The organism is Rhizobacter sp. P2_D12 (assembly GCF_056404395.1).
On the sequence record NZ_JBFUEB010000004.1, the window covers coordinates 25,650 to 41,630 of the forward strand.

Annotated in this window: 16 protein-coding genes; 13 read left to right on the forward strand and 3 right to left on the reverse strand. The window is 68.7% G+C overall.

The genetic code is table 11. The features are described 5' to 3' along the window. Positions 1 to 97: 97 nt before the first annotated feature. The 7 genes from AC1DYN_RS02115 to AC1DYN_RS02145 are packed head-to-tail and all read left to right on the forward strand — an operon-like array spanning position 98 to position 5,408. Positions 98 to 661, forward strand: a complete 564-nt coding sequence (locus AC1DYN_RS02115; RefSeq protein WP_477957445.1) for a DUF2244 domain-containing protein — start codon at positions 98 to 100, stop codon at positions 659 to 661. Positions 662 to 686: 25 nt separating this feature from the next. Next, the gene (gene coxB / locus AC1DYN_RS02120) at positions 687 to 1,862 is read left to right on the forward strand and encodes a cytochrome c oxidase subunit II (RefSeq protein WP_477957446.1); all 1,176 of its coding nucleotides are present in this window, start codon (positions 687 to 689) and stop codon (positions 1,860 to 1,862) included. Between the two features lie 29 nt (positions 1,863 to 1,891). Further along, on the forward strand, positions 1,892 to 3,526 hold the full coding sequence (gene ctaD, locus AC1DYN_RS02125) for a cytochrome c oxidase subunit I (RefSeq protein ID WP_477957447.1): 1,635 nt from the start codon (positions 1,892 to 1,894) through the stop codon (positions 3,524 to 3,526). A 1-nt stretch (position 3,527) separates the two neighbouring features. Further along, positions 3,528 to 3,638 carry a cytochrome oxidase small assembly protein gene (locus AC1DYN_RS02130; protein ID WP_477957448.1) on the forward strand — a complete coding sequence of 37 codons (111 nt, stop codon included), beginning with the start codon at positions 3,528 to 3,530 and terminating at the stop codon, positions 3,636 to 3,638. A gap of 10 nt (positions 3,639 to 3,648) precedes the next feature. Next, positions 3,649 to 4,239, forward strand: a complete 591-nt coding sequence (locus AC1DYN_RS02135; protein WP_477957449.1) for a cytochrome c oxidase assembly protein — start codon at positions 3,649 to 3,651, stop codon at positions 4,237 to 4,239. Further along, positions 4,236 to 4,472, forward strand: coding sequence for a DUF2970 domain-containing protein (locus tag AC1DYN_RS02140; RefSeq protein ID WP_477957450.1), 237 nt, complete (start codon positions 4,236 to 4,238; stop codon positions 4,470 to 4,472). Before AC1DYN_RS02135 ends, AC1DYN_RS02140 begins: the two co-directional genes overlap by 4 nt. A 51-nt stretch (positions 4,473 to 4,523) precedes the next feature. Next, on the forward strand, positions 4,524 to 5,408 hold the full coding sequence (locus tag AC1DYN_RS02145; protein WP_477957451.1) for a cytochrome c oxidase subunit 3: 885 nt from the start codon (positions 4,524 to 4,526) through the stop codon (positions 5,406 to 5,408). Positions 5,409 to 5,465: 57 nt separating this feature from the next. Here AC1DYN_RS02145 and AC1DYN_RS02150 read toward each other — a convergent pair whose 3' ends face one another. Then, entirely contained in the window at positions 5,466 to 5,684 is a 219-nt protein-coding gene (locus AC1DYN_RS02150) for a twin transmembrane helix small protein (protein WP_477957452.1), read from the reverse strand. Here AC1DYN_RS02150 and AC1DYN_RS02155 point away from each other — a divergent pair. Genes AC1DYN_RS02155 through AC1DYN_RS02175 form a run of 5 tightly spaced genes read left to right on the forward strand, consistent with a single transcriptional unit; the run spans position 5,683 to position 9,815 of the window. Next, positions 5,683 to 6,423, forward strand: a complete 741-nt coding sequence (locus AC1DYN_RS02155) for an SURF1 family protein (RefSeq protein ID WP_477957453.1) — start codon at positions 5,683 to 5,685, stop codon at positions 6,421 to 6,423. The two genes, AC1DYN_RS02150 and AC1DYN_RS02155, sit on opposite strands and share 2 nt — an antisense overlap. Further along, entirely contained in the window at positions 6,416 to 7,102 is a 687-nt protein-coding gene (locus AC1DYN_RS02160; RefSeq protein ID WP_477957454.1) for an SCO family protein, read from the forward strand. Before AC1DYN_RS02155 ends, AC1DYN_RS02160 begins: the two co-directional genes overlap by 8 nt. A gap of 10 nt (positions 7,103 to 7,112) precedes the next feature. After that, on the forward strand, positions 7,113 to 8,267 hold the full coding sequence (locus tag AC1DYN_RS02165) for a COX15/CtaA family protein (protein ID WP_477957455.1): 1,155 nt from the start codon (positions 7,113 to 7,115) through the stop codon (positions 8,265 to 8,267). Positions 8,268 to 8,286: 19 nt separating this feature from the next. After that, positions 8,287 to 9,201: a heme o synthase gene (cyoE, locus tag AC1DYN_RS02170; RefSeq protein ID WP_477957456.1), complete on the forward strand. Its 915-nt coding sequence runs from the start codon at positions 8,287 to 8,289 to the stop codon at positions 9,199 to 9,201. After that, positions 9,198 to 9,815 carry an SCO family protein gene (locus tag AC1DYN_RS02175; protein ID WP_477957457.1) on the forward strand — a complete coding sequence of 206 codons (618 nt, stop codon included), beginning with the start codon at positions 9,198 to 9,200 and terminating at the stop codon, positions 9,813 to 9,815. Before cyoE ends, AC1DYN_RS02175 begins: the two co-directional genes overlap by 4 nt. Positions 9,816 to 9,865: 50 nt before the next feature. Here AC1DYN_RS02175 and rpoH read toward each other — a convergent pair whose 3' ends face one another. After that, positions 9,866 to 10,813 carry an RNA polymerase sigma factor RpoH gene (rpoH, locus tag AC1DYN_RS02180; protein ID WP_477957458.1) on the reverse strand — a complete coding sequence of 316 codons (948 nt, stop codon included), beginning with the start codon at positions 10,811 to 10,813 and terminating at the stop codon, positions 9,866 to 9,868. Positions 10,814 to 11,017: 204 nt separating this feature from the next. Here rpoH and ggt point away from each other — a divergent pair, with 204 nt between their 5' ends. Then, the gene (gene ggt / locus AC1DYN_RS02185) at positions 11,018 to 12,742 is read left to right on the forward strand and encodes a gamma-glutamyltransferase (protein ID WP_477957459.1); all 1,725 of its coding nucleotides are present in this window, start codon (positions 11,018 to 11,020) and stop codon (positions 12,740 to 12,742) included. Here the strand turns inward: ggt and AC1DYN_RS02190 are convergent. After that, positions 12,739 to 15,936: a CHASE domain-containing protein gene (locus AC1DYN_RS02190; RefSeq protein WP_477957460.1), complete on the reverse strand. Its 3,198-nt coding sequence runs from the start codon at positions 15,934 to 15,936 to the stop codon at positions 12,739 to 12,741. The genes ggt and AC1DYN_RS02190 overlap by 4 nt on opposite strands. Positions 15,937 to 15,981: the final 45 nt, after the last annotated feature.

Below are 15,981 nucleotides of genomic sequence, written 5' to 3' on the forward strand. Positions count from 1 at the left end.
CGGCCAGGGGTGCGGTCGGTGGCGCCAGAAGACTCTGCAAGCGGTGACAAGAGCAACGAGAAAAGATCTCTCTGGAGGCAACTGGAGCAGTCGCGGTATGTCCACAAGCTCGTCGGCGGCATGGCAGCCCCCGGCACCCCGGGCAGAGTTTCGCATCGGCCATGAATCCCCCGCGGGTTCGGGCTCCGGCGGCTGGTCGATCGACTGGCTCCTGAAGCGCAATTGCTCGCTGGCGCCGCGGCAACTGCTGGCGTTCTACCTGTCCTTGTGCGTGCTGTCGCTGGGCATTGCGGCGATGTTCTGGGTCCAGGGGGCGCGCATGGTGATGCCCTTCGCATGGATCGAGCTGGTGGGAGTGGGCGCGGCGCTGTGGGTCTACGCGCGCCACGCCACCGACAGCGAGAGCATCGTGTTGCGCGACGACCGGCTGACGGTGGAAGTCGCCAACGGGCCGCAGGTGGAGCGGGTCGAGTTCCAGCCGGCCTGGGTGCGGGTGGAGCCGGAGCGTGACGAACAGTCGCTGATCGAGTTGTCGGGCCAGGGGCGGCGGATTGCGGTGGGGCGCTTCGTGCGGCCCGAGCTTCGCGGCCAGCTGGCGCAGGAATTGCGCCTGGCGCTGCGGCGCTGGCAACAGGGGGCGGCCCGGCCGGCCCCGGTGTGATTTTGGGAAAACTGAAACGACCATGATGAAGCAGACGAAAACACTTTGGCAGCGGGCGGGACAGATCGGCCTGGGCCTGGGCGCCGCGTTGGCCACATCGGCTGCCATGGCCGTCAACAGCCTGCCGGGAGGGCCGGCCGTCAACCAGCTGGACCTGCACCCGCCGGTCACCGCGATCGCTGCCGAGCAGCGCTGGCTGCACTACTTCGTGATGACGATCTGCATCGTCATCTTCATCGGCGTGTTCGGCGTGATGTTCTATTCGATCATCAAGCACCGCAAGTCCAAGGGCGCCAAGCCGGCCAACTTCCACGAGAGCACCACGGTCGAGATCATCTGGACCATCGTGCCCTTCGTCATCGTGATCCTGATGGCGTTGCCGGCCACCAAGGCGGTGGTCGCGATGAAGGACACCAGCGCCGCCGACCTGACCATCAAGGCCACCGGCATCCAATGGAAGTGGGGCTACGACTACCTGAAGGGCGAGGGCGAGGGCATCGGCTTCGTCTCGACCCTCGACGTCACGCAGCGCGAGATGTCCGACTCGGGCAAGCCGTCCGGCGACGACTACCTGCTGAAGGTCGACAACCCGCTGGTCGTGCCGGTGAACAAGAAGGTGCGCGTGATCACCACCGCCACCGACGTGATCCATGCCTTCATGGTGCCGTCGTTCGGCATCAAGCAGGACGCGATCCCCGGCTTCGTGCGCGACACCTGGTTCCGCGCCGAGAAGACCGGCGATTTCTACGGCCAGTGCGCCGAGCTGTGCGGCAAGGAACACGCCTACATGCCGATCCACGTGAAGGTGGTTTCCGCCGAGGACTACACCAAGTGGGTCGACGCGAAGAAGAAGGCGATGGCCGCGGCCGCGGACGATCCCGCCAAGGTGTGGGAACAGCCCGCGCTGATCGCGCGCGGCGAGAAGGTCTATGCCGCCAACTGCGCGGCTTGCCACCAGCCCAACGGCAAGGGCGGCGGCCCGATCAAGCCGCTCGACGGCTCGCCGGCGGTGCTCGACGCCGACAAGACCAAGCAGATCCACATCGTGCTGAACGGCCAGAACAACGGCGCGATGCCGTCGTGGAAGCAGCTGTCGGACACCGACCTCGCCGCCGTCATCACCTACACGAAGAACAACTGGTCGAACAAGACCGGCCAGACCGTGCAGCCGTCCGAAGTGCTCGCCCAGCGTAAGCAATAGGCCAGAGTCGCCCAAAGGAAACATCACCCATGAGCGCAGTTCTCGATCCCCACGGCCACGCGGCCGGCGACACCCACGACGAGCATGCCCACGACCACCATCCGCACGGCTGGCGGCGCTGGGTCTACGCGACCAACCACAAGGACATCGGCACGCTGTACCTGCTGTTCTCGTTCACGATGCTGATCGTCGGCGGCACGCTGGCGCTGCTGATCCGCGCCGAGCTGTTCCAGCCCGGCCTGCAGATCGTCAATCCGCAGCTGTTCAACCAGCTGACGACGATGCACGGGCTGATCATGGTGTTCGGCGCGATCATGCCGGCCTTCGTCGGCTTCGCGAACTGGATGATCCCGCTGCAGATCGGCGCGCCCGACATGGCCTTCGCGCGCATGAACAACCTGAGCTTCTGGCTGCTGATCCCGGCGGCCCTGATGCTGGTGGGTTCGTTCTTCATGCCCGGCGGTGCGCCGGCCGCCGGCTGGACGCTGTATGCGCCGCTGACGCTGCAGATGGGCCCGTCGATGGATGCCGGCATCTTCGCGATGCACATCATGGGCGCGAGCTCGATCATGGGCTCGATCAACATCATCGTCACCATCCTCAACATGCGCGCGCCCGGCATGACGCTGATGAAGATGCCGATGTTCTGCTGGACCTGGCTGATCACCGCCTACCTGCTGATCGCGGTGATGCCGGTGCTGGCGGGCGCCATCACGATGACGCTGACCGACCGCCACTTCGGCACCAGCTTCTTCAACCCCGCCGGCGGCGGCGACCCGGTGATGTACCAGCACATCTTCTGGTTCTTCGGCCACCCCGAGGTGTACATCATGATCCTGCCGGCCTTCGGCATCGTGAGCCACATCGTGCCGGCCTTCGCCCGCAAGCGCCTGTTCGGCTACACCTCGATGGTGTACGCCACCGCGTCGATCGCGATCCTGTCGTTCATCGTCTGGGCGCACCACATGTTCACGACCGGCATGCCGGTCACCGGCCAGCTGTTCTTCATGTACGCGACGATGCTGATCGCGGTGCCCACCGGCGTGAAGATCTTCAACTGGATCGCCACCATGTGGCGCGGCTCGATGACCTTCGAGACGCCGATGCTGTTCGCGGTCGGCTTCATCTTCGTGTTCACGATGGGCGGCTTCACCGGCCTGATCCTCGCGATGGCGCCGGTCGACATCCAGCTGCAGGACACCTACTACGTGGTGGCGCACTTCCACTACGTGCTGGTGGCCGGCTCGCTGTACGCGATGTTCGCCGGCTTCTACTACTGGGCGCCGAAGTGGACCGGCGTGATGTACAGCGAGACGCGCGGCAAGATCCATTTCTGGGGCTCGCTGGTCTCGTTCAACCTCACGTTCTTCCCGATGCACTTCCTGGGGCTGGCCGGCATGCCGCGGCGCTATGCGGACTACCCGATGCAGTTCGCCGACTTCAACGCGATTGCCTCGGTCGGCGCATTCTGGTTCGGGCTGATGCAGGTCTACTTCTTCCTCTTCATCGTGCTGCCGTGCATGCGCGGCAAGGGCGAGCCGGCTCCGCAGAAGCCGTGGGAAGCCGCCGAGGGCCTGGAATGGGAAGTGCCGTCGCCGGCGCCGTTCCACACCTTCGAGCATCCGCCGAAGCTGAACGCCGCCGCCACCAAGGTGATCGGCTGACATGACGCCCGAGCAGAAGAAGGACAACCGCCGGCTGGGATGGATCCTGGCCTCGGTGGCCATCGTCTTCTTCATCGGCTTCATGGCCAAGGCCGCGTTGTTCGGGATCTGAGGGCCACCGCATGTCCTTGAAGACCGACAACTGGCGCATGGCGGGCAAGCTCGCCGTCGTCGCGGTCGCGATGGTCGGCTTCGGCTACGCGATGGTGCCGATGTACCGCTCGATCTGCGAGGTGCTGGGCGTGAACGTGCTGTCGCTGTCCGAGCGGGCGGTGCCCGGCAACTCCGACGCGACGCACAAGAACACGCAGGTCGACGCGAGCCGCACCATCACCGTCGAGTTCGATGCGAACGCGCGCGGGCCGTGGGAGTTCAAGTCGATGCAGCGCTCGATCGACGTGCACCCGGGCGAGCTGGCCACGGTGATGTACGAGTTCCGCAACGTGCAGGACCGCACGATGACGGCGCAGGCGATCCCCAGCTATGCGCCCAAGCAGGCCTCGCCGCACTTCAACAAGCTCGAATGCTTCTGCTTCAGCGAGCACACGCTGAAGCCGGGCGAATCCAAGCAGTGGCCGGTGGTGTTCGTGATCGACCCGAAGCTGCCGAAGGACGTCAAGACCATCACGCTGTCGTACACCTTCTTCGAGGTGGCGGGCGGCAAGGTCGCGGCTGCGCCGAAGGAGACTGCGCCCGTGAAGGACGGCTCATGAGCGATGGCCTGAAGGACGCGGTCAAGCGCCGCGGCTCGTTCCTCGGGACGATGAAGGCCGTCGCCTGGTCGTTCTTCGGCGTGCGCAAGTCGGGCGACTACGAGAAGGATGTGGAGCAGCTGAACCCGGTGCACCTGGTCATCGCGGGCGTCCTCGGCGCCGCGCTGTTCGTGGTCGTGCTGGTGCTGCTGGTGCAGTGGGTGTTGTCCAGCGGCGTGGCCTCTGCGGGCTGAAGCGCAGAAGAGTTGGCAGAAGAGAAACAGATCGGACTAGCAGGAGAAAACATGTCGTCAGCGACGCATTCGGGCCAGGCGCCCCACTACTTCGTTCCGGCGCCTTCGCGGCATCCGGTCATGGCCTCGGCCGGCCTGCTGATGGTGATCTTCGGCGCCGGCCAGTGGGTCAACGGCCACGGCTGGGCCGCGTACCTGGTGCTGTTCGGCCTGCTGTGGTGGGCCTTCGTGCTGAAGCAGTGGTTCGGCGACGCGATCGGCGAGAGCGAGGGCGGGCTCTACAGCGACCGCATCGACATCTCGTACCGCTGGAGCATGAGCTGGTTCATCTTCTCCGAGGTGATGTTCTTCGGCGCCTTCTTCGGCGCGCTGTTCTGGGCCCGGCTGCATGCGGTGCCCAACCTGGGCAGCTTCGACAACGCCATCCTGTGGCCCGACTTCAAGGCCATCTGGCCGAGCTCGGGCGTCGGCATGACGGCGTCGCCGGCCGGCACGGTCGAGCCCTTCAGCACGATGGGGCCGTGGCCGATCCCGACCATCAACACCGCGCTGCTGCTGACCTCGGGCGTCACGCTGACGATCGCCCACCATGCGCTGATCGCGGGCAACCGCGCCAAGACGATCGGCTTCATGTGGGTGACGGTGCTGCTGGGCATCCTGTTCCTGACGCTGCAGGGCTACGAGTACCACCATGCCTACACCGAGCTGAACCTGAAGCTGTCGTCGGGCGTCTATGGCTCGACCTTCTTCATGCTGACCGGCTTCCACGGCTTCCACGTGTTCGTCGGCATGCTGATGCTGCTGTTCATCACGCTGCGTTTGCAGCGCGGGCACTTCACGCCGCAGAAGCACTTCGGCTTCGAGGGCGCGGCCTGGTACTGGCACTTCGTCGACGTGGTGTGGCTCGGGCTCTACATCGTTGTCTACTGGCTTTGAGCCACGCCCGATGAAACAAGAGCGCCCCGCGAGGCGCTCTTTTTCTTGGCCTCCGGGCTACGAGGTGCGGATGCCGGTGGGATGGATCCAGCCCATCCAGTAGCTGAACAGGATGACCAGGAACAGGAGCACCGAGACGCCGACGCGCACCGCCAGCGCCCGCATCATGTTCCCGCTCTTCGGCTTGCCGTCGCGGCCGTCGCGCATCATGAAGACACCGGCGAACACGAGCGCGCCGATGATGAAGACGAAGGCGACGCCGATCAGGTATTTCATGGGCCACGATTATTCCACCCGCTCCCGCGCCGCGATCGTGCTGCTCGCCACCGTGCTGGGCATGGGCATCACCGCCCGGCTCGGCGTGTGGCAGCTCGATCGCGCCGCGCAGAAGCGGGCGCTGCAATCGGCGCTGGACGAACGGGCCCACCTGCCGCCGCTCGATGCGGCCGCCCTCGCGACGACCGAGGCCGCGGCCGATGCGCAGCACTACCGCCCGGTGCGCCTGCAGGGCGAATGGCGGCCCGGCGCCACCGTGTTCCTCGACAACCGCCAGATGAACGGCCGCCCCGGCTTCTTCGTCGTGACGCCGCTGATGCTGGCCGGCGGCGACGCGGTGCTGGTGCAGCGCGGCTGGGCGCCGCGCGACATGGCCGACCGCACCCGCGTGCCGGCGGTGCCGACGCCGCCGGGCCCGATCGAGGTGTGGGGCCTGATCGCCCCGCCTCCCGCACGGCTGTTCGACTTCGCGGGCGGTGTCGCCGGTACCATCCGGCAGAATCTCGAACTGGCGGCGTTCTCGCGGGAGATCGGCGTCGCGCTGCGGCCGCTGTCGGTGCAGCAGCTGGACGCCCCCGCCGCGGCGGGCGACGGCCTCGCGCGCCACTGGCCCGCCCCGGCGGTCGACATCCACAAGCACTATGGGTACGCGTTCCAGTGGTTCGCGATGTGCGCATTGATGGCAGGTCTGTATGTCTGGTTCCAACTCGTCCGCCCCCGGCTCCGGCGCCATGCCTGAGCCCCTGACTCCGGTCAGCTTCAGCGTGCATTCGCTGCCGTCGCCCGCCGCGATGGCCGGCGACGGGCGCCGCACCGCGGCCGGCCGGCTGCGCATGCTGCTGGTGCTGGCGGTGTGCGCCGCGCCGGTGATCGCGTCGTACGTCACCTACTTCATCATCCGCCCGGAAGGCCGCACCAACTACAGCGAGCTGATCACGCCGTCGCGCGCGATGCCCGACGACCTGAAGCTGCGCACGCTCGGCGGCGAGCCGGTGGCCGCGGGCGCATTGCGCGACCAGTGGCTGATGGTGGTCGTCGCCGATGCCGCCTGCGACGCGACCTGCGAGAAATACCTCTACCTGCAGCGCCAGATCCGCGAGTCGCTTGGGCGCGAGAAGGAGCGTGTCGACAAGGTCTGGCTGGTCACCGACGAGCGCACGCCGCGGCCCGAGGTGATGCAGGCGATCTCCATCGGCACGCCGGCCGCGGTGCTGCGCGTGCAGCGCGACGCGCTCGCGGCCTGGCTCGCGCCGGCGCCCGGGCAGGCGCTGTCGCAGCACATCTACCTGGTCGACCCGATGGGCCAATGGATGATGCGCGTGCCGCCGGATCCCGATGCCGCGAAGCTGAAGCGCGACATCGAGAAGCTGCTGCGCGCCTCGGCCTCCTGGGACCAGCCCGGCCGGCCCGCGCGCTGACCGGTCCGGCATGAGCATCGTGGCGGCCTACGACCTGAGCCCGGTCGGCGCGATGGCGCTGGTCGCAGTGCTGCTCGCGACCGGCCCGCTGGTGTGGATCGCGCTGCGCCACCGCCGCGCGCACCCGGCGACGCGGCTGCGCGCGCTGACGGTGATGACGCTGTTCCTGACCTTCGACCTGGTGCTGTTCGGCGCCTACACGCGGCTCAGCGATTCGGGCCTCGGCTGCCCCGACTGGCCGGGCTGCTACGGCAACGCGAGCCCGCTGGGTGCGCAGGGCCACATCGACGCGGCGCAGGCGGCGATGCCCAGCGGCCCGGTCACGCACGGCAAGGCTTGGGTCGAGATGGTGCACCGCTACCTGGCCGGCTCGGTCGGCGTGCTGATCATCGCGATCGCGGTCGCCTCGTGGCGCCGCAAGGCGCGCGATGCCGCGGCGTTGTCGCCGTGGTGGGCCGGCGCGACGCTGCTGTGGGTGTGCCTGCAGGGCGCGTTCGGCGCGCTGACGGTGACGATGAAGCTGTTCCCGGCCATCGTCACGCTGCACCTGCTGGGYGGGCTCGGCCTGCTGATGCTGTTGGCCGTGCAGAGCCAGGCCGATGGGCAACTGCCATTGCGCCTGCCCGCCGGCTTGCGCCGTGGCGTGTGGATGGTGCTCGCGATCAGCCTGGCGCAGGTGACGCTGGGCGGCTGGGTCAGCACCAACTACGCGGTGCTGGCCTGCACCGATTTCCCGACCTGCCAGGGCCACTGGTGGCCGGCGATGGATTTCGAGCACGGCTTCGCCATCTGGCGCGAGCTGGGCGCCGGCAAGGACGGTGGCTACCTGCCGTTCGCGGCGCTGACGGCGATCCACGTCGTGCACCGCATCGGCGCCGGCGTGACGCTCGCGGCACTGCTGCTGCTGGCCTGGCGGTTGCACGCGAGCGGCGAGCCCGCGCTGCGGCGCTGGGCGGGGCGCTTCGCCGCGGTGGCGGCCTGGCAGCTGGCCAGCGGCCTCGGCAACGTGGTGCTCGGCTGGCCGCTGGTGGCCGCATTGGCGCACACCGGCGGCGCCGCGGCGCTGGTCACGCTGCTGGCGAGCCTGCTGGCGCAGGCGCATGTGGACGTTTTGTCCGCCCGTGCCGGTGCCCGTGCGCCCGGGGCCTGGCGGCCCGCCTCGTAAAATCAGCAGTTCGCCTGCCATGTCCAACACCTTGACCACCCCTGCCGCCACGGCTTCGTTCGCTTCGCGCTGGCGCCAGTTCTACGCGCTGACGAAGCCGCGCGTGGTGCAGCTGATCGTGTTCTGCGCCGTGATCGGCATGCTGCTCGCGGTACCGGGCGTGCCGGACTGGCGCCTCGCCCTGGCCGGCACGGCCGGCATCTGGCTGGTGGCGGCCGCCGCCGCGGCCTTCAACTGCGTCGTCGAGCAGCACATCGACGCCAAGATGGCGCGCACCGCATGGCGGCCGACCGCCAAGGGCGAGCTGACCAACACGCAGACGCTGCTGTTCTCGGCCGTGCTGTGCGTGGCCGGCAGCGCCATCCTCTACTGGCTGGTGAACCCGCTGACGATGTGGCTGACCTTCGCCACCTTCGTCGGCTATGCGGTGATCTACACCGTGGTGCTGAAGCCGATGACGCCGCAGAACATCGTGATCGGCGGCGCGTCGGGCGCGATGCCGCCGGTGCTGGGCTGGGCCGCGATGCGCGGCGAGGTCGGGCCGGAGGCGCTGATGCTGTGCCTGATCATCTTCCTGTGGACGCCGCCGCACTTCTGGGCGCTGGCGCTGTACCGCGTCGAGGACTACCGCCGCTCCGGCCTGCCGATGCTGCCGGTGACGCACGGCAGCGAGTTCACGCGCCTGCAGGTGCTGCTCTACACCTTCGTGCTGTTCGCGGCCACGCTGCTGCCGTTCGTGTTCGGCATGAGCGGCGTGATCTACGTGGCGGCGGCCGTCGTGCTGGGGACCTTGTTCACGGGCTACGCGTGGCAGCTGTGGCGTTCGTACTCCGACGCGCTGGCGCGCCGCACCTTCCGCTTCTCCATCCTCCACCTGTCGTTGCTGTTCGCGGCGCTGCTGGTGGACCACTACCTGAACCCGCTGCTGCGATGATCCAAAGACGAGTCCTCGTGCGGGCCGGCGCTGCCGGCTTGCTGGTCGCAGGCCTGGCGGCCTGCGATCGTTTGCCGCCATCCGCGTCGTCGACGCCGGCCTTCAAGGCGGTCGACATCACCGGTGCCGACTACGGCAGCGGCCTGTCGCTGCCCGACCAGGACGGCAAGACCCGCACGCTCGCCGACTTCAAGGGCAAGCTGACGGTGGTGTTCTTCGGCTACACGCAGTGCCCCGACGTGTGCCCGACCACGATGGCCGAGCTGGCCCAGGTCAAGAAGGCACTCGGCAAGGACGGCGAGCGCGTGCAGGGCGTCTTCATCACGATCGACCCCGAGCGCGACACGCCCGAGGTGCTGAAGGCCTACATGGGCAGCTTCGACCCGAGCTTCGTCGCGCTGCGCGGCACGCCGGAGCAGACCGCCGCGGCCGCCAAGTCCTTCAAGGTGTTCTATGCCAAGGTGCCCGGCAAGACCGAGGGCAGCTACACGATGGACCACACTGCCGGGTCCTACGTGTTCGACGCCAGCGGCAAGCTGCGGCTGTTCACGCGCTACGGCAGCGGYACCGAGGCGCTGAAGTCCGACCTGCAGGCCTTGCTGGCGAGCGCGTAAAAAGCGAAAGGGCCCCGCGGGGCCCTTTCTTTGCTGGCGACACAGAACGATCAGGCCGCGTCGGACAGCGCCTTGCGCATCTTCTTCATCGCCGCAACCTCGATCTGGCGGATGCGCTCGGCGCTGACGCCGTACTCGCCGGCCAGGTCGTGCAGCGTCATGCCGCCCGAGCTGTCGTCGTTCACCTTCAGCCAACGCTCCTCGACGATGCGGCGGCTGCGGGCGTCCAGCGCATCCAGCGCCTGGGCGATGCCGTCGCCGGCCAGCCAGTCGCGGCGCTGCGCCTCGATCACGCGGGTCGGCTCGCTGCTGTCGTCGGCCAGGTAGGCGATCGGCGCGTAGCTTTCCTCGCCGTCGTCGCCCTGTGGTTCGAGCGCGACGTCACCGCCCGACAGGCGCGTTTCCATCTCGAGCACTTCCTCGCGCTTGACGTTCAGCTGCTGCGCGACCTGGTCGATCTCGCTCTGCGTCAGCGTTGCACGGTGGGTCGCGCCGTCGAGCGCGTCTTCCTTCATGCTCTGCTTCATCGAGCGCAGGTTGAAGAACAGCTTGCGCTGGGCCTTGGTCGTCGCGACCTTGACCAKGCGCCAGTTCTTSAGRATGTAYTCRTGSATCTCGGCCTTGATCCAGTGCATCGCGTASSWSACCAGGCGCACGCCCTGGTCGGGGTCGAAGCGCTTGACGGCCTTCATCAGGCCGACGTTGCCTTCCTGGATCAGGTCGCCGTGCGGCAGCCCGTAGCCCAGGTACTGGCGCGAGATCGAGGCGACCAGCCGCAGGTGCGACAGCACCAGCTTCCCGGCCGCTTCGACGTCACCGTGCTCGCGCAGCCGGCGCGCGAACGAGACTTCCTCGTCGTGCGTCAGCAGCGGAATGCGGTTGATGGCGGACATGTAGGCGTCCAGGTTGCCCAGCGAGGGCACCATCGCGAACGGATCGCGGACGGCCAGGGCCGTGTCGGTAGAGCGTGGAGAGAGAGTCATGGAAGCATCAGACATGCTGAATTTCCTTTCGTTCCCTTGATATTAGCACTCGACCACAAAGAGTGCTGACGGCGCGGATGGAGACATCCGTCAGACTTCTATGTGAGTAAATACTTGCAACAACGAAGCGGCAAATCGTGTTCCCGGCCTCACTGGCAGCAAGGTTTTGGGACTATCCTGCGCAGTTCCACCCTGTGTGCCTTCGAGGAGAACTTCACGATGCAGACCCGTCCCTTGCTGAAGAGTTTCGTTGCCACCGCCGTCACTGTCTGTTGCTGGACGGTGCATGCGGCGTCCATCGCGCCGGCCGCCGCCGAGAACGGCATGGTGGTCACGGCCCAGCGCTTGGCCACCCAGGTCGGGGTCGACGTGCTGAAGAAGGGCGGCAACGCGGTCGACGCGGCCGTCGCGGTGGGTTACGCGCTGGCGGTGGTGTATCCCGCGGCCGGCAACCTGGGCGGCGGCGGCTTCATGACGATCCAGCTGGCCGACGGCCGCAAGACCTTCCTCGACTTCCGCGAGAAGGCGCCGCTGGCCGCCACGCCCAACATGTACCTCGATGCCTCGGGCAACGTCGTCAAGGGCCTGAGCACCACCGGCCACCTGGCGGTCGGCGTGCCGGGCACGGTGTCGGGCCTGGAGATGGCGCGCGCCAAGTACGGCACGATGAAGCGCGCCCAGCTGATCGCCCCGGCCATCACCTTCGCCGACAAGGGCTTCACGCTCGACCAGGGCGACGTCGACATGCTGCTGACGGCGACCGAGGACTTCCGCAAGGACCCGGTGTCCGGCGCGATCTTCCTGAACAAGGGCCAGCCCTTCGCGCCCGGCCAGAAGCTGGTGCAGAAGGACCTGGCGAAGACGCTGCGGCTGATCTCGCAGAAGGGCGAGGCCGGCTTCTACCAGGGATCGGTGGGCGCGGCCATCGTCGCGTCGAGCCAGTCCGGCAAGGGCATCCTCACGCAGGCCGACCTCGACCAGTACAAGACCCGCGAGCTCGCGCCGGTCGAATGCGACTACCGCGGCTACCACATCGTTTCCGCCCCGCCGCCCAGCTCGGGCGGGGTCGTGATCTGCGAGATCCTGAACGTGCTCGAGGGCTACCCGCTGAAGGACCTGGGCTTCCGCTCGGCGCAATCGGTGCATTACCAGATCGAGGCGATGCGCCACGCCTACGTCGACCGCAACAGCTACCTGGGCGACCCGGATTTCGTCAAGAACCCGCTCGACCGGCTGCTCGACAAGGGCTATGCCGGCAAGATCCGCGCGGCGATCGACCCGGCCAAGGCCGGCGTCTCGCAGGACATCAAGCCGGGCGTCGAGCCGCATGAAGGCAGCAACACCACGCACTACTCGATCGTCGACAAGGACGGCAACGCGGTGTCGGTGACCTACACGCTGAACGACTGGTTCGGCGCCAAGGTCACGGCCGCGAAGACCGGCGTGATCCTGAACGACGAGATGGACGACTTCACCGCCAAGATCGGCGTGCCCAACATGTACGGCCTGGTGCAGGGCGAGGCGAACGCGATCGCCCCGGGCAAGCGCCCGCTGAGCTCGATGAGCCCGACCATCGTCTCGCGCGACGGCAAGCCGGTGATGGTGGTTGGCACGCCCGGCGGCAGCCGCATCATCACGGTGGTGGTGCACACCATCCTGAACGTGATCGACTACGGCATGAACGTGCAGGAGGCGGTCGACGCGCCGCGCTTCCACCAGCAGTGGCTGCCGGAGACGACCAACGTCGAGGTCAACGCGCTGAGCCCCGACACCCGCAAGATCCTGGTCGACATGGGCCACAAGCTGGGCAACCCGCAGCCGGCCAACCACGTGGCGGCAATCCTGGTGGGGGCGCCGTCGCTGGGCGGCAAGCCGGTGGGCAAGAACAGGTTCTACGGCGCCAATGACCCGCGCCGCAACTCGGGCCTGGCCCAGGGCTTCTAACCAAACCGCGTTTCGGCGTCGTCCAACACTGCATCGACGACGCCGAGCAGCTGGCTCACGCTGACCGGCTTGGTCAGGTACTGCCGCGCGCCGGCCGCCAGCGCGGTCTCGATCTGGCTGGCCAGCGCGTCGGCCGACACCACGACCACCGGGATCGAGGCCGTGCCGGGGTCGGCCTTCAGGTGGCGCAGCAGCTCCATGCCGTCGATGTCGGGCAGGTGCATGTCGAGCAGGATCAGGTCGGGGCGCCGCGCGCGGATCGCGGCCAGCCCGTCCAGCCCGGTCACCGACACGTCGAACTGCACCTGCGGCCGGCGCGCCAGGATGCCGCGCATCACCTCGACGTTGGTCTCGTTGTCCTCGACGTAGTGCACGATGCGCTGGTGGTAGCTGCCGGTCTCGGGCGCGATCTCGTCCAGCCCGACCGGCGCGCTGTCGCCCGGGTTGGCGCGCGGCAGCGTCAGGATGAACGACGAGCCCTCGCCGGCCGTGCTGCGCGCGCGCACCGAGCCGCCCATCAGCTCGGCCAGCCGCTGGCTGATCACCAGGCCGATGCCGGTGCCTTCGAGCGACGAACGCTCGCGCCCGAGCCGGTTGAAGGGCTGGAACAGCTGCGACAGCTGCTGCGGCGTCATGCCCAGCCCGGTGTCGGTGATGGTCAGCTCGACGCTGTCGCGCTGGCTGCCCGCGGCGCTGCGGCGCGACGCCACGTGGATGCGCCCGCCCTCGGTGTTGTACTTCACCGCATTGCTCAGCAGGTTGATCAGGACCTGCTTGACCCGTGTCGCGTCGCCGGTCACGCGCGCGGCGTTGTCGGCGAGTTCCTGGCTGATGATGATGCCGCGCCGCCGCGCATCCTGCTCGACCAGCGCCAGCGCTGCCGTCACCGCGTCGCGCAGGTCCAGCGTCTCGGCCTGCAGGTTCAGCGTGCCCGATTCGATGCGCGACAGGTCGAGCACGTCGTTGATCATGTCCAGCAGGTGCCAGCCGGCGCTCTGGATCTGCGTCACCCACGGCCGCTGCGCGAGCGGCAGCGGGTGGTTCTGGTCCAGCTCCAGCAGCTGCGCGAAGCCGAGCATCGCGTTCAGCGGCGTGCGCAGCTCGTGGCTCATGCGCGACAGGAAGTCGCTCTTCGCGCGGTTGGCCGCTTCGGCCACCTCGCGTGCGCGCTCGGCCTCGGCCAGCCGCAGGTGCTCGGTGATGTCTTCCACCACGCCGACGATGCGCCGCGGCTGGCCCTGCAGGTCGCGCAGCAGCGTCACGATGGTCTGCACCCACACCTGGCGCCCGTCGCGGGTCACGTAGCGGCCCTGGCGCCGGTACATCGGGATCTCGCCGCGCAGCAGCTGGCTGCTCATCTCCAGGTCCTGCGCACGGTCGTCCGGGTGGGTCAGCGCGGCGACGTTCATGTCGACCAGCGCATCGGCGCTGTAGCCGGTCAGGTTGCAGTACTGCGGATTGACCTGCTTCACGTTGCCGTGCAGGTCGGTGTAGACGACGCCGATCGGCACGTGGTTCAGGATGTTGCGGAAGCGCTGCTCGCTCTCGCGCAGGTCGGCCTCGGTGCGCTGGCGCTCGGCGATCTCGCGCTGCAGCGCCGCGGTGCGGTCGCTGACGGCCGCCTCGATGCGCCGGGTGCGGCCGGTCACGGTGAGCATCAGCGCGCCCAGCATCGAGGTGGCCAGCAGCCCGACCAGCGAGAACAGCAGCGCGTTGCGCTCGCGCACGTGCGGCACCGCGCTGCGCGACGAGGTGACGCGCAGGTCCCATTGGCGCCCGGCGAAGGCCAGCGCGCGCACGTGCACCAGCTCGGCCGACTGCGTCTCGCAGCCCGTGGGCCCGGCCAGCCGCCGCCGTTCGGCGATCGGGTCGGTGTCGACGATGCAGACGTCCAGGTAGTGCGGCAGCATGCTGCGGAAGGCCTGCAGCGCATCGCCCATGCGCAGCGTGACGAAGACCACGCCGCGCGCGGCCGCCACGCGGTCGCTGACGGTGGTGGGTGCGCCGTTGTAGATCGCCTGGTAGATCACCACGCCGGTCTGGTTGCCGTTGCTGTCCTGCGTGATGCGGAAGCCCGCGCTCGCGGCCGGCCGGTCGGTGCGCACCGACGAATCGATGGCCACGCGGGCGGCCGCGATCGAGCGCGTGTTGACGCCGAGCGCGGCGGCGTTCGGCGCCTGCGGCTCGATGTAGCGGATCGCCGCGACGGTGTCGTCGGGCGACGGCGTGTAGCCGGAATCGAAGCGGTCGAACACGTGGTAGCCGGGCAGCCCGGCGGCGCGCACGCGGGCCTCGAACGCAGGCACCTGCGAGCGCGGCATCAGCTCGGTCCAGCCGAGCGCCTGCAGGTGGCCGCCGATCTCGAGCCATGCCGCCGCGGCGCGGTGCATCTCTTCGCGCGTGACGTCCTCCGACGAGATCATCACGCCGCGCAGCGCCTCGAGCGCATGCAGCGGGTACTGCAGCTGGGCCGCCAGGTTGGACGACGCATGCACCGCGTCGCGCTCGAAGGCGGCCTGCACGCGCGCGTCTTCCCACTGCGCGACCTGGCGCACGCCGAGTGCCATCAGCACCGTCGCGACCGCCAGCGTCAGGCCGACCGTGCTGCGCCGCGCCTGCCATTCGGTGCGCGGCAGGCCGATCAGCGTCAGCGCGACCGGCGTGCCGATCAGCACGCCCAGCGCGTCGCCGGCCCACCAGGTCCACCAGCTGAAGGCCAGGTCGCCCAGCGGCTGCTGGCCGGCCAGCCAGATCGCGAGCGTCGCGACGCTGCAGCTGGCGAGGGTCGCGACCAGCGCCCCGAGCCCGAAGAACACCGCGATGTCGCGCGGTTCGCCCAGCGTCGCGGGCTGCGGCACGAAGCGGCGCACCAGCGCGGCACCGAGCGCGGCCTGCAGCGTGGCGCCGGCCGCGATGGCGGCCGGGACCAGCACGCCGGCCAGGCTGGGCCCGCCGCGCTCGAGGCTCAGCGCCAGGTTGACGCCGAAGGCGCCGAGCGCGACGCCGGGCAGCACGCGCCAGCCGTAGACCAGCACGCACGCGAGCGCGATGCCGGCCGAGGGGTAGAGCGGCGAGGCGAGGCTGGGCGGGATCGCCAGCCACAGTGCGGCCCAGCCGACAACCGCATACGCGATGGCCGTGCCCGCCAGGGCGACCGACCAGTGGGGCGTAAGGCGGGGCGACGCTGGCGTCATCGAGTCGATGGTGGGCGAGGTGGGGTGCGGCAGCGCGAGCCTACC

Coding starts and splice junctions, on each gene's coding strand:
- AC1DYN_RS02135 (WP_477957449.1), top strand. CDS start 3,649: ATGTCCTTGAAGACCGACAACTGGCGCATGGCGGGCAAGCTCGCCGTC.
- coxB (WP_477957446.1), top strand. CDS start 687: ATGAAGCAGACGAAAACACTTTGGCAGCGGGCGGGACAGATCGGCCTG.
- AC1DYN_RS02190 (WP_477957460.1), bottom strand. CDS start 15,936: ATGACGCCAGCGTCGCCCCGCCTTACGCCCCACTGGTCGGTCGCCCTG.
- cyoE (WP_477957456.1), top strand. CDS start 8,287: ATGTCCAACACCTTGACCACCCCTGCCGCCACGGCTTCGTTCGCTTCG.
- ggt (WP_477957459.1), top strand. CDS start 11,018: ATGCAGACCCGTCCCTTGCTGAAGAGTTTCGTTGCCACCGCCGTCACT.
- AC1DYN_RS02140 (WP_477957450.1), top strand. CDS start 4,236: ATGAGCGATGGCCTGAAGGACGCGGTCAAGCGCCGCGGCTCGTTCCTC.
- AC1DYN_RS02150 (WP_477957452.1), bottom strand. CDS start 5,684: ATGAAATACCTGATCGGCGTCGCCTTCGTCTTCATCATCGGCGCGCTC.
- ctaD (WP_477957447.1), top strand. CDS start 1,892: ATGAGCGCAGTTCTCGATCCCCACGGCCACGCGGCCGGCGACACCCAC.
- AC1DYN_RS02145 (WP_477957451.1), top strand. CDS start 4,524: ATGTCGTCAGCGACGCATTCGGGCCAGGCGCCCCACTACTTCGTTCCG.
- AC1DYN_RS02115 (WP_477957445.1), top strand. CDS start 98: ATGTCCACAAGCTCGTCGGCGGCATGGCAGCCCCCGGCACCCCGGGCA.
- AC1DYN_RS02130 (WP_477957448.1), top strand. CDS start 3,528: ATGACGCCCGAGCAGAAGAAGGACAACCGCCGGCTGGGATGGATCCTG.
- AC1DYN_RS02160 (WP_477957454.1), top strand. CDS start 6,416: ATGCCTGAGCCCCTGACTCCGGTCAGCTTCAGCGTGCATTCGCTGCCG.
- AC1DYN_RS02155 (WP_477957453.1), top strand. CDS start 5,683: ATGGGCCACGATTATTCCACCCGCTCCCGCGCCGCGATCGTGCTGCTC.